This window comes from Arcticibacter pallidicorallinus (assembly GCF_003002875.1).
Lineage (GTDB): Bacteria > Bacteroidota > Bacteroidia > Sphingobacteriales > Sphingobacteriaceae > Arcticibacter > Arcticibacter pallidicorallinus.
Window position 1 is genome coordinate 103,599 of the sequence record NZ_PVTH01000002.1, and the last position, 24,151, is coordinate 127,749.

20 protein-coding genes are annotated in these 24,151 nt (G+C 43.4%); 17 read left to right on the top strand and 3 right to left on the bottom strand.

Features of this window, described 5'->3' with window-relative positions; all coding sequences use genetic code 11:
• Nucleotides 1-2: 2 nt before the first annotated feature.
• Genes dnaG through B0I27_RS03260 form a run of 3 tightly spaced genes read left to right on the top strand, consistent with a single transcriptional unit; the run spans nucleotide 3 to nucleotide 3,357 of the window.
• On the top strand, nucleotides 3-1,913 hold the full coding sequence (gene dnaG / locus B0I27_RS03250) for a DNA primase (RefSeq protein ID WP_106291399.1): 1,911 nt from the start codon (nucleotides 3-5) through the stop codon (nucleotides 1,911-1,913).
• Nucleotides 1,913-2,272: a YraN family protein gene (locus tag B0I27_RS03255; RefSeq protein WP_106291401.1), complete on the top strand. Its 360-nt coding sequence runs from the start codon at nucleotides 1,913-1,915 to the stop codon at nucleotides 2,270-2,272. Before dnaG ends, B0I27_RS03255 begins: the two co-directional genes overlap by 1 nt.
• A gap of 23 nt (nucleotides 2,273-2,295) precedes the next feature.
• A complete protein-coding gene (locus B0I27_RS03260) occupies nucleotides 2,296-3,357 on the top strand; it encodes a glutaminyl-peptide cyclotransferase (protein ID WP_106291403.1) in 1,062 nt (353 codons plus the stop codon).
• A 45-nt stretch (nucleotides 3,358-3,402) separates the two neighbouring features.
• Here the strand turns inward: B0I27_RS03260 and pgi are convergent, their stop codons facing one another.
• Complete coding sequence (gene pgi / locus B0I27_RS03265; RefSeq protein WP_106291405.1) at nucleotides 3,403-5,052, bottom strand: glucose-6-phosphate isomerase; 1,650 nt, start codon at nucleotides 5,050-5,052, stop codon at nucleotides 3,403-3,405.
• Between the two features lie 55 nt (nucleotides 5,053-5,107).
• Here pgi and prfB point away from each other — a divergent pair.
• Nucleotides 5,108-6,185, top strand: a protein-coding gene (prfB, locus tag B0I27_RS03270; protein WP_146133079.1) for a peptide chain release factor 2 whose coding sequence is annotated in 2 segments (ribosomal slippage) — nucleotides 5,108-5,167 and nucleotides 5,169-6,185 — 1,077 coding nt in all. Because the reading frame shifts where the segments join, the coding sequence is not laid out codon by codon here.
• Between the two features lie 17 nt (nucleotides 6,186-6,202).
• Here prfB and B0I27_RS03275 read toward each other — a convergent pair.
• On the bottom strand, nucleotides 6,203-7,072 hold the full coding sequence (locus B0I27_RS03275; RefSeq protein WP_106291409.1) for a transglutaminase-like domain-containing protein: 870 nt from the start codon (nucleotides 7,070-7,072) through the stop codon (nucleotides 6,203-6,205).
• Nucleotides 7,073-7,118: 46 nt separating this feature from the next.
• Between B0I27_RS03275 and B0I27_RS03280 the strand changes: the two genes are divergently transcribed.
• A complete protein-coding gene (locus tag B0I27_RS03280; RefSeq protein WP_106291411.1) occupies nucleotides 7,119-7,904 on the top strand; it encodes an O-methyltransferase in 786 nt (261 codons plus the stop codon).
• Here B0I27_RS03280 and B0I27_RS03285 read toward each other — a convergent pair.
• A complete protein-coding gene (locus tag B0I27_RS03285) occupies nucleotides 7,901-8,968 on the bottom strand; it encodes a BamA/TamA family outer membrane protein (protein WP_245925420.1) in 1,068 nt (355 codons plus the stop codon). The genes B0I27_RS03280 and B0I27_RS03285 overlap by 4 nt on opposite strands.
• A gap of 127 nt (nucleotides 8,969-9,095) precedes the next feature.
• Between B0I27_RS03285 and B0I27_RS03290 the strand changes: the two genes are divergently transcribed.
• From B0I27_RS03290 to B0I27_RS03345, 12 genes are all read left to right on the top strand, one after another.
• On the top strand, nucleotides 9,096-10,070 hold the full coding sequence (locus B0I27_RS03290; protein WP_106291415.1) for a deoxyhypusine synthase family protein: 975 nt from the start codon (nucleotides 9,096-9,098) through the stop codon (nucleotides 10,068-10,070).
• Nucleotides 10,071-10,291: 221 nt separating this feature from the next.
• Nucleotides 10,292-11,656: a c-type cytochrome gene (locus B0I27_RS03295; RefSeq protein WP_106291417.1), complete on the top strand. Its 1,365-nt coding sequence runs from the start codon at nucleotides 10,292-10,294 to the stop codon at nucleotides 11,654-11,656.
• A 35-nt stretch (nucleotides 11,657-11,691) separates the two neighbouring features.
• Nucleotides 11,692-14,709 carry a TAT-variant-translocated molybdopterin oxidoreductase gene (locus B0I27_RS03300; protein WP_106291419.1) on the top strand — a complete coding sequence of 1,006 codons (3,018 nt, stop codon included), beginning with the start codon at nucleotides 11,692-11,694 and terminating at the stop codon, nucleotides 14,707-14,709.
• 30 nt (nucleotides 14,710-14,739) lie between these two features.
• Nucleotides 14,740-16,212, top strand: a complete 1,473-nt coding sequence (gene nrfD, locus B0I27_RS03305; protein WP_106291421.1) for an NrfD/PsrC family molybdoenzyme membrane anchor subunit — start codon at nucleotides 14,740-14,742, stop codon at nucleotides 16,210-16,212.
• Nucleotides 16,213-16,215: 3 nt separating this feature from the next.
• The gene (locus B0I27_RS03310; protein ID WP_106291423.1) at nucleotides 16,216-16,752 is read left to right on the top strand and encodes a DUF3341 domain-containing protein; all 537 of its coding nucleotides are present in this window, start codon (nucleotides 16,216-16,218) and stop codon (nucleotides 16,750-16,752) included.
• On the top strand, nucleotides 16,745-17,332 hold the full coding sequence (locus B0I27_RS03315) for a c-type cytochrome (RefSeq protein ID WP_342751868.1): 588 nt from the start codon (nucleotides 16,745-16,747) through the stop codon (nucleotides 17,330-17,332). Before B0I27_RS03310 ends, B0I27_RS03315 begins: the two co-directional genes overlap by 8 nt.
• A gap of 18 nt (nucleotides 17,333-17,350) precedes the next feature.
• Entirely contained in the window at nucleotides 17,351-18,586 is a 1,236-nt protein-coding gene (locus B0I27_RS03320; protein WP_106291427.1) for a quinol:cytochrome C oxidoreductase, read from the top strand.
• 40 nt (nucleotides 18,587-18,626) lie between these two features.
• Nucleotides 18,627-19,958, top strand: coding sequence for a cytochrome c oxidase subunit II (locus tag B0I27_RS03325; RefSeq protein ID WP_106291429.1), 1,332 nt, complete (start codon nucleotides 18,627-18,629; stop codon nucleotides 19,956-19,958).
• 21 nt (nucleotides 19,959-19,979) lie between these two features.
• On the top strand, nucleotides 19,980-21,878 hold the full coding sequence (locus tag B0I27_RS03330; protein WP_181276665.1) for a cytochrome c oxidase subunit I: 1,899 nt from the start codon (nucleotides 19,980-19,982) through the stop codon (nucleotides 21,876-21,878).
• Between the two features lie 107 nt (nucleotides 21,879-21,985).
• Entirely contained in the window at nucleotides 21,986-22,858 is an 873-nt protein-coding gene (cyoE, locus tag B0I27_RS03335) for a heme o synthase (protein WP_106291431.1), read from the top strand.
• A gap of 67 nt (nucleotides 22,859-22,925) precedes the next feature.
• The gene (locus B0I27_RS03340; protein ID WP_245925421.1) at nucleotides 22,926-23,447 is read left to right on the top strand and encodes a cytochrome c oxidase subunit 3; all 522 of its coding nucleotides are present in this window, start codon (nucleotides 22,926-22,928) and stop codon (nucleotides 23,445-23,447) included.
• An 8-nt stretch (nucleotides 23,448-23,455) separates the two neighbouring features.
• On the top strand, nucleotides 23,456-24,145 hold the full coding sequence (locus tag B0I27_RS03345) for a cytochrome c oxidase subunit 3 (protein ID WP_106291435.1): 690 nt from the start codon (nucleotides 23,456-23,458) through the stop codon (nucleotides 24,143-24,145).
• Nucleotides 24,146-24,151 lie beyond the last annotated feature (6 nt).

Genomic DNA, 24,151 nt, shown 5'->3' on the forward strand with positions numbered 1-24,151 from the left:
TTATGATTCCAAAAGAGACAGTCGATAAGATCCTTGAGGCAGCGCGGATTGAAGAGGTGGTGGGTGACTTTGTGCATCTCAAGAAGAGAGGTACCAGTCTCATCGGCTTGTGTCCTTTTCATAATGAAGCTACTCCATCCTTCCACGTTTCCGTAAGCAAGGGTATCTTTAAATGTTTTGGCTGTGGAAAGGGTGGTGACTCCACGCGGTTTATCATGGACCATGAGAAAGCATCTTATCCGGAAGCTTTACGATACATAGCGAATAAGTACAATATTGAGATTGAGGAGGTTATTCAATCTCCGGAGAGGCAGGAAGCCGATCAGCGCCGTGAAAGTCTTTATGTAATTTCGGCGCGTGCCGGGAAGTTCTTCCAGGATGTCATGTGGAACACTGAAGAGGGGAAGACCATCGGGCTGGGTTATTTTCGGGAACGTGGTTTTCGTGATGATGTTCTGAAGAAGTTTGAGCTTGGTTATTCACCAGATTCATGGGATGCGTTCATCGAGACTGCCCTCAAAGAAGGTTACAAGGAGAATTTTATCGAAGAAGCCGGACTGGCAATAAGGAACGACAAGGGGAGGCTGTACGACAGATTCAGAGCCCGGGTGTTGTTTCCTATACACAGCTTCACTGGCAGGATCATTGGATTTGGCGGAAGGACGCTCAAGACTGACAAAAAGGTTCCTAAATATGTAAACTCACCGGAGAGTGAGATCTACCATAAGTCGGACGTTCTATATGGTCTTTATTTCGCGAAGAAGGCTATACGCGATGCAGATAACTGCTATCTCGTTGAGGGATATGCTGATGTATTGTCTGTACATCAGGCCGGAATCGAAAATGTTGTTGCTTCATCAGGCACATCATTGACATCCGCACAAGTCCGCTTAATAGGTCGATTTACCAAAAATATCACTATTCTTTATGACGGTGATGCCGCGGGTATAAAGGCCTCTTTGCGTGGGCTTGATATGATCCTGGAAGAAGGACTTAATGTACGGGTGGTGTTGTTTCCGGACGGACATGACCCTGACTCGTATGTACATAGTCTGGGTAGTGCCGCCTTTAAAAGCCATATTGAAAAGAATCAGAAGGACTTTATTTTATTCAAGACATCAGTTTTATTAAAAGATGCTGGCAACGATCCTATAAAAAGGGCCGGGGTAATCAGGGAGGTAGTGGAGAGCATTGCCAAGATTCCGGACAGCATCAAGGCATCTGTATTTGTCAGAGAGTGCAGCTCGCTCATGCAGATTGATGAGCGATCACTGATTACGGAACTTAACAAGCTTAGGCAGGGCAAGCTGAAAGCTCCCCGACATGAAGAGCCTGTGCCATTGCCACCCCCCGATGAAGTTGATCTTGGTAACGAGCTGCGTGCGGTTGACCAGCTTCAGGAGAAGGAGATTGTGCGTTTGTTACTCACTTATGGTCATGAACTGGTGCATTGGGATGGGATAACAGATACTTATATCGCTCCTTATGTGATCTCCAATATGGCGGATGTATCCTTTGAAGACGTCGTATGCAAAACCATCATTGACGAATATGCATCCCGTATTGAACAAGGTGAGTTGCCGACGGTTCAGGATTTTATTCAGAGTCAGGATCAACGCGTCGCGGATCTTGCGGTTTCGCTGATATCATCACCGTATGTGCTCAGTGATAACTGGTATGAAAAGCGGAAGATCTATGTTAAGAATGAGACGGAGAATATGCGGGCAACTATTCTTGGTGGAATATTCCACCTGAAAAAGAGAAAGGTTGACGATATTCTGAAGAGCATTCGCGATGAGATACAGAACGAAAAAGATGAAGATAACCAGATGATTCTGATGCAGCGGTATTTGAGAGTGAAAGAGGTTGAGAAGGGGATCAATAACTTTTTAGGCTCTGTAGTTGTAAAGTAATGGCCCTGCATAATCAGCTTGGAAAATATGGGGAAGAGCTTGCAGCTGATTATCTTAGAGATTCGGGGTTCCGGATTATAGCGATGAACTGGACGTTTGGGAAGGCAGAGGTAGACATAATCGCTTCTATTGATCGTTATATAGTGTTTGTGGAGGTTAAAACACGTTCGGGGACGGAATTTGGATTGCCGGAAGACTTTGTTTCGCCTTCTAAGCAAAAACGCCTGCAGTGGGCCGCCGAAGGCTATATTTATCAGCACGATTACAGGGGCGAAGTGCGTTTTGATATTGTATCGGTCCTTTTCGACGAACGGGGTAAATATAGAATTAATCATATTGAGGACGCCTTTTGGGGTTAGGTCCTTGTTAACTTTAGTATTTGATGAAAAAAGCTGTTGTTCTATTTGTCTTGTTTATTTCGGTATTTGTTTCATGTAAAAGAGAGCTGACCAGTTCGGCTTATTTTCTGCTTCCTGAGGAAGGAAGCAGGGTGAAGAAGGGAAGTGAAATTACATTGAAATTATCCGGCGACGCGGGGTCTTTTGATTCCGTGCAGTATTTGCTGGATACAACCTATGTTGGAAGTAAACTGGACACCAGTTCTTTGAAGGTTTCTTCGCAATCTTTGGCTCTGGGAATCCGGACTGTAACAGCCCGGGTATACAATGGTGAGAACGTAAAGGAAACAACGACTAACATTGTTGTCTTGCCAGAGAAGGATCCGACCCGATATACTTACGAGGTTGTAAACACCTTTCCGCATGATCCATCTGCTTATACACAAGGGCTGGAATATCAGGACGGGATTTTTTATGAAAGTGACGGCGGATACGCATCTGAAGGTGATATAGGTGGTTCAAGTCTTCGAAAGGTTGATCCGGCCAGCGGTAAAGTGTTGAAGAACTTGGATATGCCGGATAACGTTTTTGCTGAAGGACTTACTTTGGTGGGAGACAAACTTATTCAACTGACCTGGGAGAACCGTATCGGCTTTGTTTATAATAAAGACAGTTTTGAGAAGCTTGCGGAATTTCCTTATCAGGAGAGTCAACAGGGTTGGGGACTCTGTTTCGACGGCAATAAGATTTACAAGTCAGACGGGACAAACCGGATTTATACGCTTAACAAGGACAGCTATGTAGAAGAAGGCTACATACAGGTATATGATCAGAATGGACCACTTGATAGTTTGAACGAACTGGAGTGGATCGATGGGCAAATCTATGCTAATGTTTATCAGTATGACAGAATCGTAAGGATCGATCCATCTACCGGTGCTGTTACAGCAGATATCAATATGACAGGTCTTCTTCCTGCCAAAGACCGTTCCGAAGATACCGATGTACTGAATGGAATAGCTTGGGACGCCAAGGGCAAACGGTTATTTGTTACGGGGAAGAAGTGGAATACGATGTTTGAAATAAGACTTAAAGAAGTGCAGTAAAAGAAAAAGGCCGGACTTAAGTTCGGCCTTTTTTATAACACTCTATTAAGATCTCCAGTTCTTGTACCTGTTGATGAGTCCGTTTGTTGATGAGTCGTGTGACTGTATGAGCTGGTTATCTTTCAATTCGGGCAGGATCTTGTTTGCCAACTGTTTGCCTAGCTCAACACCCCACTGGTCGAAGCTGAAGACATTCCAGATGATTCCTTGCACAAAGATCTTATGCTCATACATGGCGATCATCGCTCCGAGCGTTTCTGGCGTGATCTTCTTAATCAAGAATGAGTTCGTAGGCCTGTTTCCAAGGAATACCTTGAAAGCGGCCAGCTTAGCAATCTCTACATCCGATTTTCCTGCGGCTTTCAATTCTGCAGTAACTTCTTCTTCGGTTTTGCCATTCATTAAGGCTTCGGTTTGAGCGAAGAAGTTAGAAAGTAACAGATTGTGATGGTCGCCGATTGGGTTATGTGATTGTGCCGGAGCAATAAAATCGCAAGGGATCAGCTTAGTACCCTGATGAATAAGCTGATAAAAAGCATGCTGGCCGTTCGTTCCGGGTTCTCCCCAGATGATTGGTCCGGTCTCATAGCTCACTGCATTTCCGTTGCGATCAACGTATTTACCGTTGCTCTCCATGTCTCCTTGCTGGAAGTATGCTGCGAAGCGGTGCATATATTGGTCGTAAGGAAGGATGGCATGACTTTCAGCCTCAAAGAAGTTGTTATACCATATTCCTAAAAGTGCCAGGATAACTGGTATATTCTGCTCAAATTCTGTTTCGCGGAAATGCGTGTCCATCGCATGTGCGCCCGATAAGAGTGATTTAAAGTTTTGGAAGCCTATTCCAAGCGCTATAGAGGTGCCTATTGCACTCCACAGGGAATATCGGCCACCCACCCAATCCCAAAAGCCGAACATATTATTGGTATCGATTCCGAATTCAGCAACTGCCTTTGCATTGGTAGAGAGTGCTGCGAAGTGTTTGGCTACGTCTGCTTCTGAAGCGCCTGACTCTAAAAACCATTTCCGCGCGGAATGGGCATTAGCCATCGTTTCCTGAGTAGTAAAGGTCTTGGAGGCGATGAGGAACAGTGTCGTCTCAGGGTTCAGTGATTTTAGCGTTTCGGCAATATGCGTACCATCCACATTGGAAACAAAGTGGAGGTTCAGGTGATTTTTGTAGGCCTTAAGTGCTTCAGTAACCATCACGGGGCCCAGATCAGAACCTCCTATACCTACGTTTACCACGTCGGTTATCGGTTTTCCGGTATAACCCTTCCAGGAGCCGGATATTACTGAGTCGGTGAACTGCTCCATCTTGCTGAGCACATCGTTTATATCGGGCATGATATCCTGGCCATCGACTATAACCGGCGAGTTACTCTGGTTACGGAGGGCGGTGTGGAGAACAGCGCGTCCTTCCGTTTCGTTAATCGCTTCGCCATTGAACATCGCGTTGATCGCCTCTTCCAATCCGCATTCGTTCGCCAGCTGGATGAGTAGGGCCATCGTTTTGTCGGTAATACGATTTTTAGAATAATCGAGCAAGATATCATTGAATTCAATCGAGAATTTTTCAAAACGCGAAGGATCTTCGGCAAACAGCTCTTTTAAGTGTTTTTCGCTGATGTCGATCAGATGATCAGAAAGATATTGGTAAGATTTTGTATCTGTGAAGTTTACTTTAGGAAGCATAGGCTTTTATTTTAAGCGAATATAAAACTCCTTTTTTAATTTCTACCTTTGCTCCATGACTAAAGAACAATTGCAGGATTTGAGGGATAGAGCAGCTTCCCTGAGGAGGCATCTTTGACATTGACCGGAAGCTAGATGAATTACATCAGGAGCAGGAATTATCACTGACGCCTGATTTCTGGGACAGCCCTAAGAATGCAGAGAAAGTTTTGCACTCTATACAATCAAAAAAAGTTTGGACAGACGGTATTATCAAGGTCGAAACGGCTATTGAAGATACAGCGGTCATGCTGGAGTTCTTTCAGGCAGGCGAGGCCGATGAGGCGGAACTGAAAGAGCAGTATGCCAATACGCTCGAGATTCTAGGTGAGCTGGAGTTTAAAAATATGCTCAGCTCAGAGGAAGATCAGTTGAATGCCGTACTACAGATTACAGCCGGTGCCGGGGGAACGGAAAGCTGTGACTGGGCATACATGCTTATGCGAATGTATATCATGTGGGCAGAAAAGAATGGCTACAAGGTATCTGAGCAGGATTTGCAGGAAGGTGAAGTGGCGGGGATCAAATCGGTTACGCTACAGATCGACGGAGAATTTGCTTATGGTTATCTGAAAGGAGAGACAGGAGTACACCGTCTAGTGCGGATTTCACCATTTGACTCAAATGCCAAAAGACATACTTCCTTTGCATCTGTGTATGTATATCCATTAGTTGATGATACGATCCAAATAGATGTTAATCCGGCTGATATCGAGTTTGAAACTTTCCGCTCAGGTGGGGCAGGAGGACAAAATGTGAACAAAGTCGAGACTGCTGTTCGTCTGTATCACAAGCCATCTGGTATTATCATCAAGAACCAGGAGTCTCGTTCGCAGTTGCAGAACAAGGAAAACGCAATCCGCTTGTTGAAGTCGCAACTATACGAGGCGGAGCTTCGCAAGCGAATGGAGACCACCGCGGCGATAGAGGGTTCAAAGAAAAAAATAGAATGGGGATCGCAGATTCGAAACTATGTACTGCACCCTTATAAATTAGTCAAGGACCTTCGGACCAATCATGAGACCTCTAACGCCCAGGCTGTTTTAGATGGTGATCTGAACGAGTTTTTGAAAGCGTATTTGATGGAGTTTTAAGTGTCAACCCTCTGTGTTTAGAGGGTTGGGGCTTGCCCTTCGACAGCCTCAATTAATTCAGCAATTTCCTGAACCTTGGTTTCATTCCCCGATTTTACATAGGAGGATGTAAGGTTTCTTAACACCCTTCTAATGATGTCTAGGTTGGAACAAGGTTCATAGTAATGCTTCTCCGGCTTCAAATTCAATTGCTTCAGGAAAGAGTCGACGTCTCTTTTGCCAAAAATGAAGCCTTTATTAAAAGCGTTGATATAAAAGACGATCTGTTCATCTGCAGGGGTGTCTTCCGCTTCGTCCACAAAGGCGAGAATAAAATGCTGAGGCAGGTTTACTCCATAAATGGGGATGTCGAGCTTCTGTGCAATAATCGAATAGATCACTGCGAGTGATATCTGATTGCCTTTCTTACTCTCCAGAACCTGGCTGATGTAGGAGTTGTTCGGGTCCTGATGGTTGCTTGTGTTGCCGGAGAAACCAAAAACCTGGTAAAATACGTGGTTGATCAGCTTAACTTTTTCAGCAGGACTCATCTCATAGATCATTTGCATCCAGACTTCCCGTTTAATCTCTTCTATCTGGTTAATGATTTTCTGAGGATCCATGTCGGGGTATTGATACCGGTTAATGATGATCATCCCCTCGAGGATATCAAATGCTCCACTCTGATACCAAAGCTTAAGCTCGTTTTTTACATCGGAAAACTGGATCTTATGTACGAGATTCTCTATTCTCTGTTGAACAAGACCATCGAACGAATGCTCCCATGACGACTCAAGGAACCCTATTATTCCATTTCCGTAAGACAATAATCGTTCTTCTACATGCCTGGATATGTCTTCGTCGGGGTCATCCAGCAACTTAACCAGTGCTTCTAATTCCTTATTCATTGACTAATCTATGTTTTAAATCGAATTTAGCTAATTTTGTGCCCTCATGATTAATACTCAGCTACTCAAATCTTATATTAAACATCGTCTGACTGCAAAAACGCGCCATGGTGTACATTCGCCGTTTGTATACCGCCTGATTGACGAGGTCATCTATAACTTCAAACCCCGGAAAGAATACCGGGAAATTGAGTCGTTAAGGGAGAAGCTACTAAAAGATGAACGTTTTATAACGATCACTGACCTCGGTGCAGGTTCTCATGTCAATAATAATAAGCAGAAGCAGGTAAAGCAACTTGCCAAAAACGCGTTAAAGACGCCTAAACTAGCACAATTAATATACAGACTAGTTAACGAGCATAAGCCCGCAAATATTATCGAGCTTGGAACGTGTTTGGGATTGACTACCGCTTACATGGCGAAAGCGGGAACCGGAGCAAACATCATCAGTATTGAAGGTTGCCCCGAGACGGCCGCTGTTGCGAAAGAGAATCTTGACGCGTTAAATGTGCATAATGCCGAGGTTAGGACTGGTGATTTTGATGAGCGTTTCCCTGAAGTTATAGATCAGGTTGACAAGCTGGATTTTGTCTTCATTGACGGTAATCACAGAAAAGAGGCTACATTGAACTACTTCAGATGGTGTCTTCCTAAAGTACACGAAGGAAGCGTACTTATTTTTGATGATATCTATTGGAGTAAGGGTATGGAAGAGGCCTGGAAAGAAATTAAGGCGCACCCTCAGGTTACGGTCAGCATCGATCTGTTCTGGGTAGGTGTAGTTTACTTTAAGCGGGGACAGGTCAAGGAGGATTTTAAAGTTAAATTTTAGAAGGCTTCTGCCAGCGCGAGATAGAAACCCGTCTGCCGTGGTTCGCCCGGACGCTTTTCACCCACGGCATAGTCCATCCGCAGCGTTAGTCCGCGTCCCGGATCTGCGAAGTACCTGATTCCCGCTCCGTAGTTGGGCTTCAAATCGGAGAAGCGAAAGTCGTTGTTTTTAAATACGGTGCCAGTTCCTCCGAAAGCCGCAGCCGCGAATCTTTTGACAAAGCGGTAACGAAGTTCAGCATGGGCTGTTACCAGATTTTGATCCCGGTACCTGCCGGTGTAATAACCTCTCATGATTTGATCGTTGCCCAGTTGTGGCAGCAGGTAAAATGGAAGTTTCTTGCCATACAGGCCCTGAAATGTAGATTGAAAGCCTAGGACCATTTTTTCGTTGAGGCTTCGGAAGTTTCTGTAATCTGCCTTTATCAAGCTTCCGGTAAAATTATCTGACCCGAAGAAGTTAGGGGCGTACGAATAATTTAGCCTTAAATAATTCCCACTTGTGGTGTAGTTGACCGCATTTCTCGTGTCAAGGATGATGGAAGTACCGAGGTAAAGAACTTTCCCTGAACTTTGTAGATGATAGCCGTCGGAATCGAAAACACCGCCCGATTGTTTGTCGCTATATTCATAGTTCTCGAAGCCAGCGTTAAAACCTGCGTATAGCCCATTGGTAATTTTTCTTTCAGCTTCCGCACTTACTACGATGAGACGTTGTTCGATCGGATCCTTTTGTGATTGCAGTGTTTTACTGCCGACGCCATAGAAATCGAAAGGAAACTTTTTGTAGCGTAGAGTTCCGGCGAAATGGTATTTGTTGCCGGAAGTCCAGATATCGGGCTTTACTACAAAATTGCTTTGCTTTTTTGTAGTAAAAGTAACGATTCCGTTTATGGTTGAACTCCGTGTTGTTGTATCCAGTTTATCCGTATAAAAAGAAATGATGGAAAGGCCACCGAACTCCAGTCCGGTTTCCTGGGAGTAAGCCGCAGCGGGCAAAGCTATTATACTTGTTCTCCGGCTTGTATCGCTATCATTGGCAAGAATTCTTTTGATAAGCTTCACTTGCGCGGTACAAATCGAAATCTTTAATAATAAAAAACAAAATAGAAATGCGGTGCTTTTCTTCATGTGCTGCGAAGATAGTTTTCATAGGTTAAAAATGCTACTTTTGCATCTTTAAATAGAAAAAATGGAAAGAGGACCTATTTCAAAGTTTATTGAGAAGAATTATCTGCATTTTAATTCTGCAGCATTAGTAGATGCAGCCAAAGGATACGAAGATTATCTGGAAGAAGGAGGAAAAATGATGATCACCCTGGCCGGTGCTATGAGTACAGCAGAGCTAGGTATTTCTTTGGCTGAGATGATTCGTCAGGACAAAGTAGCTATTATCAGCTGTACAGGTGCCAACCTGGAGGAGGATATCATGAATCTGGTCGCTCATTCCCATTATAAAAGGGTGCCCAACTACCGTGATCTTAGTCCGCAAGACGAGTGGGATCTTTTAGAGAATCACTACAACCGGGTAACCGATACCTGTATCCCTGAAGAAGAAGCTTTCAGAAGGATCCAGCAGCATATACATAAGATCTGGGTAGATGCAGAAGCGGCAGGGGAACGTTATTTTCCACACGAGTACATGTACAAACTATTGAACAGCGGTGTGCTGGAGCAGTATTACGAGATTGACCCAAAGAACTCCTGGATGCTGGCCGCTGCTGAGAAGAACCTGCCTATCGTAGTTCCCGGATGGGAAGATTCAACTATGGGTAACATTTTTGCATCTTACGTCATTAAGCAGGAGTTGAAAGCCTCAACGATGAAGAGCGGAATTGAGTACATGGGCTATTTGGCAGACTGGTATATCAAGAACTCAGACGGTAAAGGTGTTGGATTCTTCCAGATTGGTGGAGGTATCGCCGGAGACTTCCCGATTTGTGTCGTACCTATGTTATACCAAGATCTAGAAATGGAAAATATACCATTCTGGGGCTATTTCTGTCAGATCTCAGATTCGACCACATCATACGGATCGTACTCAGGAGCGGTGCCAAATGAAAAGATCACATGGGGTAAATTGGACATCAAGACGCCTAAATTCATTGTGGAGTCTGATGCTACAATTGTAGCGCCACTTATTTTCGCGTGGATACTTAAGCAATAGTTCTGTTTAGATGCGTGAGGCCGCTAGGTTCTCGTTGCAAAATGCTCTTTAAAATTACTCTGAAGCCTAATTTATACCGTTGTTTAGAACGAATATAAATTAGTTTTCAGGGTCATAAAAGTGTCACAGATCATTTAATTAATTATACTTTTGTCATCCGAATTCGTGATTTGAAGCATGAATTTCAATTTTACATATAAATTAAAGCGTAAAATAGCAATATGAGAAGCATCTCATTGATTTTTAGAAGTGTTGTAAAACCATTCATTTTTATTTCTGCTCTAAGTTTAGGTGTTCAGGGATTTGCACAGGAAGTTCCAGCGTTGCAAGCTGAAGAAGCTGCAACAGCGGATGCTGCTCCTGCTGAGGCTGCAGCGGCGCCGTCGAAGGGCGACCCGGCTGCAGGTGCTGCGATCTATAAACAAAAGTGTACATCCTGTCACGCAATAGACCGCGCTGTAGTTGGTCCTGCGTTGAAGGGAATGAGCGAGAGGCATGATGAGCAATGGTTAATCAAGTGGATCAGAAATTCCCAGGCTTTAGTAGCGTCGGGTGATCCTGCTGCGGTAAAAGTATTCGAAGAATACAATAAGGTGGTGATGACACCATTTCCGGAGTTGACTGATGATGATATCGTTAATATCATCGCTTATGTTCAGACTGAAGGCGATAAGCCTGCGGCTCCGGCAGGAGGTGCAGCTGCAGGAGCTGAAGGTGCTGTAAGCGGAGACTCCGGAGAGGTGAGCAACTTTATGCTGGGAGGATTAATCCTGGTGGTGCTAATTACTTTACTGGTTATTCTGGTATTAAACCGCGTTATCAAAACTCTTGACAGAGTAATCCTTCAGAAGAAAGGAATCGCTGTTGAAGAAGATGGTGTTGTTTCAACTAAGGAAACTGCTTACGAGAAGATCAGAAGACTTTCTAAAAACAAGAAGCTTGTATTCTTTACTATTCTTCTGGTGGTAATCTTATTAGGTTCCTGGGGATGGAAAGCCATGTGGAATACAGGGGTACATCAGGGATATCAGCCTGAGCAGCCAATTAAATACTCTCACCAATTGCATGCGGGTACGTTGAAGATTGATTGCCAGTATTGCCATACCGGTGCATATAAATCAAAAAATGCGACTATTCCGTCTTTGAATGTTTGTATGAACTGCCATAACTATGTGCAGGCAACGGATAAGTACAACGGTGAGATATCTCCTGAAATTATGAAGATATACAAGGCGTTGGATTACAACCCTGATACCAAGGAATATGGTCCAAATCAGAAGCCTATTCAGTGGGTTCGTATTCATAACCTTCCAGACTTCGCTTATTTCAATCACTCTCAGCACGTTTCTGTAGCAGGTATTGAGTGTCAGCAGTGTCACGGTCCGATCCAGACTATGGAGGAAGTTTATCAGTATTCCCCTCTAACAATGAAATGGTGTATTAACTGTCACCGTGAGCACGATGTGAACACTGAAGGTAACGGCTATTACGACAAGGTTGTAGAGGTTCATGACTTACTAAAACAAGGGAAGAAAGTTACTCCTGCAGTGTTAGGTGGTCTTGAGTGTGGTAAATGTCATTATTAATATTAAACTTACAGATACAGTTACATATAGCTTAAATGAAGAGCAATAAAAAATACTGGAAAGGTTTAGAAGAACTGAAGAGCTCTCCTGAATTTGTAGAGAAAAATAAAAATGAATTCGCTGAGCAGATTCCTTTGGAGGATGTTTTAAGCGAAGGAGGTTTGAACACGGTTGCGCCGAGACGTGATTTCTTAAAGGCGCTGGGATTTGGTTTAGGTGCTGTTTCTTTGGCTGCATGCCAGACTGCTCCAATACATAAGTCTATTCCTTATCTGGTAAAACCTGAAGACGTAACACCTGGTGTGGCGAATTATTATGTTTCCAGTTATAATGGTCAAAGCATTTTGGTTAAGACCAGGGAAGGTCGTCCCATCAAAATCGAGCCAAATGAGAAAAGCTTGTTTGGTAATACCGGAACAGATGCAGCTACTCAGGCAGCTATTCTGGACCTGTATGATGTTTCCAAGCTAAAAGGTCCAAAACTAGATGGTGCAGACACTAGCTGGGATAAAATTGATTCTTTCGTCAAAGGTGAATTAAATAAGCTTCAGGCATCAGGCAAGAAGATCCGCATCGTGTCTTCCAGTATTTCAAGTCCTTCAGCGAAGAGTGTTATTGCAGAGTTTATCACGCAATATCCGAATACTGTTCATGTTCAGGTTGATGCCGTTTCTTATAGCGGTATCCTTCAGGCAAATGCAAACAGCTTCGGAAAGGCAGTTATACCAAGTTACCGCTTTGACAGGGCAGACGTTATCGTAAGTATTTCAGCCGACTTTTTAGGTACATGGATCTCGGGTGAGGAGTTTACTAAACAATATGTAGGTAACCGTAACTCTGCCTCTTTGAAGAAAGGAAAGATGTCCAGACATATCCAGTTTGAAACGGGTATGAGCCTGACAGGAACGAATGCTGATTCACGTATTCCGGTTAAGCCTTCTGAAGAGGGACCTGCAATCATTGCATTATACAACGAAGTGACCGGTGGTCAGCTTCCAGGTGCTCAGGCGCTGGCTTCAAACACAGCCGCTAACACTGCTATTAAGCTTGCTGCAAAAGAATTACTTCAGGCAAGAGGGCGTGCGCTGGTTGTTTCGGGATCAAATGATGTGTCCATACAAACCGTTGTTAATGCTATCAACTCGGCATTAGGCAGTTACGGTACTACAATCGATCTGGATAACCAGATAAATAATTACGCCGGCAATGACGCCGCATTCTCGTCTTTTGTTAAAGAGATGAACAATGGTGAAGTTGGTGCCGTATTCTTCATGGGCAGCAATCCAGCTTACGATTATTCAGATCCTAAGCTTTTCACTGACGCACTTGCAAAAGTACCTTTGCGTGTTTCTTTCTCAGACAGAGAAGATGAGACTGCAAGCTTATGTACTGTTCTAGCACCAACGTCATGCTTTCTGGAATCATGGGGTGACGAAAGCGCGGTAGAAGGATATTTTACGATTGTCCAGCCGACTATCAACCCTGTTTTCAATACAAGACAAGCTGAGCAAAGTCTCTTGGCATGGTCTGAAAACCCACAGAAAAACTATTACCAGTATGTGAAGTCATACTGGGAGAAAAATATCCTGCCAGGCGCAGGTAAATCCTGGAAAGATCTGTTACAGGCAGGTTTTGTATACACAGGAGCTAAGCCTGCCGGTAGCTACGCTTTTGCAGGTGATCTGACGGGTGTTGCTCAAACTATTGTTTCACAAAGTAAAGCTCTTGCTAAGGATATAGAAGTACACTTATACCAAAACGGTGCAATGAAGGATGGTCGTTATGCGAATAACGCGTTCCTTCAGGAGTTACCTGACGCTGTTTCGAAAGTAACCTGGGATAATTACGCTGCTGTTGCTCCAAAGTTTGCTGAAGAGCAGGGATGGAGCGAATTTGACCTGGTTGAAATCAAAGGCGAAAATGGTTACACCATTGTGTTGCCATTGCTTCTTCAGCCTGGACAAGCGCGAGGTACTGTTTCCATTGCTGTTGGATACGGTCGCACGAAGGCTGGTCAGATTGGTAAGGTTGGAGAGAACGCCTATCCGTTAGCTAAAGTGGCTAATGGTTCTGTACAGTTCCATACTACCGCTGCGATCAGCAAGACTGGTGGAAAGTATGAGCTTGCTCAAACGCAGACTCACCACTCGTACGAAGGTAGAAATATCGTTCGCGAAACAACATTTGCGGATTACAAGAAAGATCCTCACGCAGGAACTACGGCGCATGGAGCGGCACACCATAATTATGATCTATGGCCTGAGCATAAAAAGATCGGTCATAACTGGGTTATGGCTATCGATCTGAATGCTTGTACAGGTTGTGGTTCATGTATCGTTGCTTGTAACGTTGAAAACAATATCCCGGTAGTGGGTCGTGACGAGGTTAGAAACCGTCGTGATATGCACTGGATCAGGATTGACCGTTACTACAGCTTCAACGATGGTGGCAAATCTGTAACGAAGGAAGACGAGATAAGCGAGTTGGAAAATATGGATAATATATCCGTAGTTCACCAGCCGATGCTTTGTCAGCACTGTGATCACGCGCCATGCGAAACAGTATGTCCGGTTATTGCTACCATGCACTCATCTGACGGATTGAACCATATGGCTTATAACCGTTGCGTGGGTACTCGTTACTGTGCGAACAACTGTCCTTATAAAGTTCGTCGTTTCAACTGGTTTAACTACTGGAATGATTCACGTTTTGATAATTACCTGAACAATGAATTCACTCAGCTTTTACTGAACCCGGATGTGACTACACGTTCAAGAGGGGTTATGGAGAAATGCTCTATGTGTATTCAGCGTATCCAGGGCGGCAGATTAGCGGCTAAGTTAGAGAAGCGTGCTCTCGTAGATGGTGAAATACAGATGGCTTGTCAGCAAGCTTGTTCAGCAAACGCGATTATCTTCGGAGATATGAACGATCCTGAATCAGCAGTAAGTAAAGCTCTGCGTAATGAGCGTACATACTATGTGCTGGAGGAGATCAATACTATGCCAGGTATCGGCTACCAGACAAAGGTTAGAAACATAGTAGAAGCGTAATTGATTTCAGAATAGAATTTTAAAAAGATTATGTCAGCACATAACGAATCAATATTAAGAGAACCATTAATCACCGGAAAGAATATAACCTATTCTAAGATTACTGAGGATGTTCTGGTTCCTGTTGAGAACAAGCCCAATAAGGCATGGTGGATCGGCTTTGGTATTGCCGTAATTTTAGCACTTACCTGGGTTGTCACCATCAGCTATACTTTCTGGGTTGGATTAGGTACCTGGGGACTGAACAAGACTGTTGGTTGGGCATGGGATATCACCGGCTTCGTTTGGTGGGTAGGTATTGGTCACGCGGGAACACTTATTTCGGCGGTACTCCTTCTCTTCAGACAGAACTGGAGAAACTCGATTAACCGGTCTGCAGAAGCCATGACCATTTTCGCGGTTATTTGTGCCGCCACCTATATCATCGCCCACATGGGTCGCCCGTGGTTAGCTTACTGGGTGTTTCCATTGCCGAATCAATTCGGGTCATTATGGGTTAACTTTAACTCGCCGCTGATCTGGGACGTATTTGCGATTTCTACTTATTTTTCTGTATCGCTAGTTTTCTGGTACACAGGTTTGCTTCCGGATATTGCAACTATTCGTGACAGAGCGACCGGTCTCAGACGCAGAATATATTCTATCCTTTCTTTTGGATGGGCAGGATCTGTAAAAAACTGGCAGCGTTTTGAGTCAGTATCTCTGATTCTGGCAGGTATTTCTACTCCACTTGTATTGTCGGTACACACTATTGTATCCTTCGACTTTGCAACCTCACTGGAGCCAGGATGGCACACTACTATTTTCCCTCCATACTTCGTTGCCGGAGCTATTTTCTCAGGTTTCGCAATGGTGCAGACGCTGTTGTTGATTGCCCGTAAGGTGATGAAATGGGAGAACTACATTACCATGTTCCATATTGAATCGATGAACGTTATTATTATCGTTACTGGTTCAATAGTGGGTGTAGCTTACCTGACTGAGTTATTTATTGCATGGTATTCAGGAGTTGAGTACGAACAATATGCATTTTTGAACCGTATCAGCGGTCCATACTGGTGGGCTTACTGGTGTATGATGACGTGTAACGTTATATCTCCGCAGCTGTTCTGGTTCAAGAAGATCCGTACTAGTATATGGGCATCATGGGTTCTTTCTATTGTTGTGAACATCGGTATGTGGTTTGAGCGTTTCGTTATTATCGTTACCTCTCTTCACCGCGATTATCTTCCATCAAGCTGGGCTATGTTCTACCCTACAACGATCGATATCTTGCTATTCGTAGGTTCCATCGGTGTATTCTTTACTCTGTTCCTTCTGTTCCTTCGGGTACTTCCTGGTATTGCAATGGCAGAGGTAAAACTCATCCTGAAGAGCTCAAGTGATCAGGTGAAGCAAAAGCTGATCAGAGAGGGTAAAGTTGAAAAGTCTCATGGCGAATACTACCAGGAGTCTTTGGAAAAATATGATAGTGTTTCAAAAAGTGATTACGCTAAAAGCTAAACAATGAGCAACGTAAAATATATATTAGGTCATTTTGAAGATCCTGATGAGATGATGCACGGGATCGACAAACTACAGGAGAATAATATCGGTATTTATGATGTGTATACTCCGATGCCGATTCACGGGATAGAAGATAAGCTAGGCTACAAGCGTTCCAGACTTCCGATTGCCGCATTCTGCTTTGGAATTACAGGTACAGTTCTGGGATTTTCCATGATATATTATATGCTGGTTTATGACTGGCCTATGAATATAGGAGGGAAGCCCGCGTTTGCGATGCCCGACTTTATTCCTATCATGTTTGAGCTTACTATTTTATTTGCTGCATATGGCATGATGTTTACCTTCTTTTACGCAAATCACTTCTTCCCTGGCCGTGCGCCTCGGGTGATGGACTTGCGGGCTACGGACGATCGCTTTGTAATTGCTATTGATGCAAAGACCAATCCATATCCGGATAAAATTGAAAACTTGTTAAAAGATGCAGGCGCTGTTGAAGTTATGCACAACGAAAGGAAGTATGTTAGTTATGAATAAGCTCAGGATATTTAGCGCTGCATTGATAGCCGTGGCAGGATCGGCTGTGGTGTCTTCATGTGGTGGTGATAAACAGAATCCGGGACTCGAATTCGCCCGTAATATGTACGATCCGATTGCATACAATCCGGATCAGCCCAATAAGAACTTTGCAAACGGTCAGACTGCGCAGTTGCCACCATCAGGAACTACGCCTGTGGGTTATGATAAAGTTGACGAGTATCCGAATACAAATGAAGGATATCTTGCTGCCAGCAATAATCTTGTTAATCCGCTGACTAGAAACAAGCAAAATTTGACTGAGGGTAAGAACCTTTATCTGCATATGTGTTCACAATGTCACGGCCCTCAGGGAAATGGCGACGGAACGATCGTCGCGTTGGAGAAGTTTCCTCCTCCACCGTCTTATTCAAAAGGTAATTCTTCCAGAGGCGGTGCTATGAAAGACTTAACTGACGGAAAGATTTTTCACACGATCACATACGGTTTAAACCTTATGGGACCTCACCGTGCACAGCTTGATCCTACCGAGAGGTGGAAAATTGTTATGTACGTTAAAGAATTGCAAAAACTTCAATAAGTTAATGTTTTAAGCGAAATGGGAACTCACAATCATCACACACATAATTTTACACAGCAATACGAATTCTCCGGTAAAGCAAAAACCTGGAGTTTGGTTGCGATTCTGATCGGCGTTGTTGCATTAGCATATGGCTTTTTGCTGGATCCGTCAGAACATCATACTGAACGTACATTTGCCAATCTTCTTTTGATGGGCTACTACTTTACTTGTGTATGTGCAGCAGGGGCGTTCTTCGTCGCATTGCAGCTAGTTACACAGTCGGGATGGTCAGCTGGCTTAATCCGCATACCTCAGGCATTTGCAAATGTGCTGCCTGTTGCATCAATTATTTTGATCATCATTTGTGCAGCGGGTTTATTCTCTCACAATTTATACCATCATTGGTATCATGAAGGTATCGCCGAAGTTGGGCACGCTAATTATGATCCGATCATCGCCAAGAAAGTCGCGTATCTTAACGCTCCCTTCTTTTTGATCCGACTGGTTATATTTCTGGCTATTTATTCTGCTTTTGCCTTGATGCTAACGAAGTATTCAAACAATGAGGATACGGTTGGAGGCCTTGGGAACTATAAGAAGAGTTTCAAAACGTCGGCTATATTTTTGGTGATTTTCGGTTTCACGACCCCTATCTGGTCTTTCGATACGATCATGTCATTAGAGGCTCATTGGTTTTCAACCATGTTTGGTTGGTATAATTTTGCAGCCATGTGGGTTAGTGGCCTTTGCGCGATTACCATCACCATTATTTTGTTGAAGAAGGCTGGTTATTTAAGCTGGGTGAACCACAACCATTTGCATGATCTGGGTAAATTTATATTTGCTTTCTCTATATTCTGGACATATGTATGGTTCGCACAATTCTTATTGATATGGTATGCGAATATGCCTGAGGAAACCGTTTACTTCTTTAAGAGGTGGGAGCCTGAGTATAAGCCATGGTTTTGGTTAAATATTGTAATCAACTTCCTTGCTCCAGTATTGATCTTGATGACCCGCGATTCAAAGAGACGTACCAATACACTACTCGTGGTATGTATCGTTTTACTTTGCGGACATTGGTTAGATTATTATTTGATGATAATGCCCGGAACGGTTGAAAGCCACAGGGACTTCGGAATTACTGAAATTGGAACAGCGATCGGTTTTGCTGGGTTATTCAGCTTTTTAATGCTGTCTCAGTTAGCAAAGAAACCGTTGGTTGCAAAAAATCATCCATTCCTTGAAGAAAGTTTACATCATTCTGTATAAGTAGACAAGAACAAGGATTCACATTAGAATTGTATAAAAAATGCGTTTTAATAAATTATTTAAGATCAGAAACTTAATTGCTGTACTTGCCATCGGCTTTATGGCTACCGCTGTATCGGTTTCCGCACAGGATTCTACCGCTGTCACAAGCACAACGGAAACATCTGCAGCATCTCCGGTAGCGGCTTCGGCAACAGATGCGGCCGATATGGACGCATTTGCTAGTGAGCTAGTGAAAGTGAGTGAGTCGGCTACGTCTGATGATGCCAGTACCTTGGCAGCGGCTGACGAGGTAGTAGATAACAGTACGCTGTATAAAACAGCTAGCTATTATACAATCCTGTTTTTGCTGGTTTGTATTTTCCTTGCGATTATCGGAAAAATTCTAAGGGTCTACGAGCTTACGCGTGAAATTCAAGGAAAGGAAGGCGCTCTTAACTGGAATACTATTCAGGGAGGAATCTTCATCGCGTTCCTGATTCTTGGTCTTTATGGAACTTATTGGAGCTATGACGTCTGGGGATATGTGGTAACAAACGAGTCAGCGTCGGTCCATGGCGATAGAATTGACAGTATGATGCTTACGACAGTAGCAATTACTACTTTGGTGTTCGTTATTACACAAATCCTGTTATTCTGGTTCATTTTCAAGTACCGCGGAAGTACAGCTAGAAAAGCTTACTACTATCCGCATAATAACGCCATCGAGCGCCTCTGGACTATCGTTCCTGCATTTGTTCTTACGATTCTTGTTGTTTTTGGTTTTTTCACCTGGAGGAGTATCACTAACCCACCGGAGGCTGATCAGAAGGCTGCATTATCTGTAGAGGTAACTGGTGAGCAATTTAAGTGGAATGTTCGTTACGCTGGAGCGGATAACGAGTTAGGTGTTCGTAATTATAAATTGACGACCCCAACGAACACTCTGGGTATTGATTATGCCGACAAAAAGAGCTGGGACGATCGGTTAGGTCCTGAGATTGTGTTACCGGTAAACAAGCCTGTACGTGTCACTATTCACTCTAAAGACGTTCTTCACAGTTTCTACATGCCTGAGTTCAGAGTACAAATGAACGCTGTTCCGGGTATGCCGACCTACTTTCAGTTTACGCCTAAGTTGACGACTGAAGAGATGCGTGAGAAGAAGGGTAATCCAGCATTCGACTACGTTTTGTTGTGCGCGAAGATCTGTGGATCTGGTCACTATAACATGCAGTACAAGGTTAAGGTAGTTAGCGAGCAAGAATATAACGAATGGATCGTTAAGCAACCTCTTTTCTTCAACGATGATATGAAGAAAGAAATGCAACAAAAAGTGGCGTCTTCAGTAAAAGAAGCTGCGGTGGACAACAAATTAGCTTTAAATAATTAGTAAATCAGATAGATCGATAATATGTCAAGCACAGCGATTAATCATACATTAGAACATTCAGGGCATTCACATGATGACCACGGTCACCATGAGCAATCTTTCCTGACTAAGTATGTTTTCAGCCAGGATCATAAAATGATCGCAAAACAATTCCTTATTACCGGTATCATTATGGCCGTTATAGGAATGCTTCTTTCTATTCTGTTCCGTATCCAGTTGGGCTGGCCGGATCAGAGTTTTCCGTTAATGGAAACGTTCCTGGGAAAATGGGCAGAAGGAGGAAGAATCAAACCCGATTTCTACCTGTCACTCGTCACAATTCACGGTACCATCATGGTATTCTTTGTGTTGACGGCAGGTTTGAGCGGAACCTTCAGTAACCTGTTGATCCCTCTGCAAATTGGGGCAAGAGATATGGCCTCTCCCATAGCGAATATGATTTCGTTCTGGTTCTTCTTTATCGCTTGTGTGATAATGATGGCGTCATTCTTTGTAGAAAGTGGACCTGCTAGTGCTGGTTGGACGATTTATCCTCCTTTATCCGCATTGCCTACAGCTATTTCAGGTTCTGGAACAGGTATGACTTTATGGTTGATAAGTATGGTGTTTTTCATTGCTTCGTCTTTGATCGGTGCACTAAACTATATCACTACCATCTTAAATATGCGTACTAAGGGTATGGATTTGTGGAAAATGCCTCTTACCATTTGGGCATTATTTCTAACCGCGATTTTGGGAACATTATCATTTCCTGTGCTTGTAGCAGGGGTTGTGTTATTGATATTTGACCGTAGTGTGGGCACCAGTTTCTATTTATCTGATCTGGTTGTTCAGGGACAGGTTTTACCGCAGCAAGGTGGTAGTCCAATCTTGTTCCAGCACTTATTCTGGTTCCTTGGACACCCGGAGGTTTACATCGTTATTATGCCTGCTCTGGGTATTACATCTGAGGTAATCGCAACGAACGCGCGTAAACCTATCTTTGGTTACCATGCGATGGTTTACTCTCTGATCGGTATCACGGTATTGTCTTTCATCGTTTGGGGACACCACATGTTTGTGACGGGTATGAGTCCGTTTTTAGGGGGTGTATTTATGATCACCACACTAATTATTGCGGTTCCATCAGCGGTTAAGACATTCAACTACCTGGCAACTTTGTGGAGAGGAAATATCCGTTTCACACCAGCTATGCTTTTTGCTATCGGTTTGGTGTCCTTTTTCATCTCTGGTGGTCTTACCGGTATCTTCCTTGGGAATGCAGCTTTAGATATCAACCTACATGATACTTACTTTGTTGTTGCTCACTTCCACCTTGTAATGGGATCTGCAGCGATCTGCGGTATGCTTTGCGGAGTTTACCATTGGTATCCAAAGATGTTTGGACGCATGATGGATGATAAACTAGGATACTTACACTTCTGGTTCACCTTTATAGGGGCTTATCTGGTATTCTTCCCAATGCACTTTATGGGTCTCGACGGCGTTCCAAGAAGATATTATGCGTTCACGGAGTTCGAATTCATGAAAGAGTGGTTAACTGTTAACACTTTTGTGTCTTGGGCTGCTATTATTGCCGCTCTTGGTCAGGTTGCCTTTTTATGGAACTTCTTTTACTCAATCTGGTACGGCAAGAAGGCTACGCAAAACCCTTGGCAATCCAACACGCTTGAGTGGACTACTCCGGTAGAGCATTTACATGGCAACTGGCCTGGTGAGATTCCGACTGTTTACCGTTGGCCATATGATTATAGTAAGCCTGGTCATCACGAAGATTTTATTCTTCAGACTATACCATTCTCTGAGACGATGAGCTCGAACTTCCCGCATGACTTTGAGGGAAATCCGGAGGCGGAGCGTATTCAGCTAGAATGGCAAAAGAATCAGGAAGCAGAACGACTAGCTGCTAATAAAGCTTAGTCATCTCAATATAAAGAGGGGTATCTGCACTAAGTATTACTTACAGGTACCCCTTTTCATATTGATTCATCATCAGTGCGTGAGCTCTGTTTTTTTGGAATATTTGAGTGAGTGAGGAATCTTTTATATCAGACTTTAAAAAGTTAATCAAGCTTAGGCTTACCCTTCTTGTTGTTTTCTCTGCATCTGTATCGTTTTTAATAGGTAGCAAAGAGCAAGAATCAATTAATTGGATAAACTGGGCGATTTTAACATTAGGTGGATTTTTAGTCGCAGGTGCGGCAAACGGTTTTAATGAAATAATCGAGAAGGATTTGGACAAGCTAATGTCGCGTACTAGCGATAGGCCCATCCCTTCTGGAAGGATGACAACCGGACAGGCTTTGGTACTTAGTTTGTTCATGGCGATCGCGGGGACACTTATTCTTCTTCGATTGAACATGATTACAGGTGTGCTTTCTGTTTTTTCGATTTTGCTATACGCTATGGTGTATACGCCTTCGAAAAGAAAGTCGCCGATTGCTGTGTTTATAGGCGCGTTTCCAGGAGCATTACCTCCGCTTATTGGTTATTTCGCTGCATTTGACAAACCTGGAATATCATGGATTCCTATAATATTGTTTCTGATTCAATTCGTTTGGCAGTTTCCCCACTTTTGGTCTATTGCCTGGGTTTTGGATGACGATTATAAGAAGGCTGGATTTAGATTGCTACCAACAAAGAAGCGTGATCGGGTGAGCGCAGGATTTATTGTCGTGTCGGCTCTGATCTTGATTCCGGTAAGTCTTATCCCAACATTTATGGGCTTTGGCGGTTATGTTATCGGAGGAGTTTCATTACTTGCAGGACTATATTTTTTATATTTAAGTATTCAATTGTTCAAAACGTTAGATATTGCAATGGCGAGAAAGGTCATGTTTTGCTCTTTTTTCTATCTTCCCGTGGTACAATTGATCATGTTGTTTGACTTTATTGCATAATATGTTGTATATGGCACAAGTCCCTTTAAGACAGGACACAGAAAATTATAAGCCCAAAAAGTTTCTTATGTGGCTTTTTATCATCACATCATGTATGCTGTTTGCTGCGCTAACCAGTGCCTACATCGTGTACACAGGGGGAGATCCATCTCGCGGTATCAAGGTGAAGCTTCCCGTAGAGTTTATATATAGTACAGTTCTGATTGTCATAAGCAGCATCACCATGCATTTGGCTTTCAAAGCAGCGCAGAGCATGGACGGTGCTAAGCAGCGCGTTTTTTTGGCAGTTACTGCTATCCTGGGGCTTGCATTTTTTTACTCTCAGTATAGTGCGTGGAACGCACTGTTTGAAGCTGGTGCTCCGTTTGTTAATTCTAATGCGTCTGAATCTTTCATCTACGTGTTTTCCGCATTCCATGTGATCCACATATTTGCCGGAATTTGTATGATCATTTATACTATGATCAGACAGGGTTCAAAGATCACGCAGGCCAGAAATATGTTTCATATGGACGTTACCGCGCTGTTCTGGCATTTTCTGGATATACTATGGATTTATTTATATGTTTTCTTACTTTTGAATCAATAAGCTAAAAAATGAGTACTACTGTTTCACAACTAGACAAAATTAGAACCGGTCCATGGAGCGGAGGAAGATCCCCTTTCGAGGCGGAGTACGGGAAAATAATGATGTGGTTTTTCCTTCTTTCGGATGCGTTTACATTCTCGGCTTTGCTTATCTATTACGGCGCGCAGCGGTTTACTCAGCTTACCTGGCCTGATCCCGATGTCGTTTTTCAATCAATTCCTGGATTGGCGGATCAAGGTTATCCTCTCGTGTTTGTAGGTATAATGACTTTTATTCTGATTGTGAGCTCTGTAACTATGGTGCTTGCTGTTGAAGCTGGTCACCGCGGAGCCAAGAAGGAGGTTATAACCTGGATGATCTGGACTATCATTGGGGGGGCTACGTTCCTCGGTTGTCAGGCTCTTGAGTGGAGTCACCTTTTTCACCAGGGCTATGGATGGGGACACATCCCAGAATCCTATACAGGTAAAGATACTGTTGGAGCTTTGCAGTTTTCGAACTTGTTTTTTACAATCACAGGGTTTCACGGATTCCACGTTTTCAGCGGCGTTATGTTAAATGTCATTATCTTGTTCATGACCATGGCTAATGTGTTTGAAAAGAGAGGTACCTATATTATGGTCGAGAAAGTTGGACTGTACTGGCACTTTGTGGACCTGGTTTGGGTTTTCGTATTTACATTTTTCTACCTGGTTTAAATTATA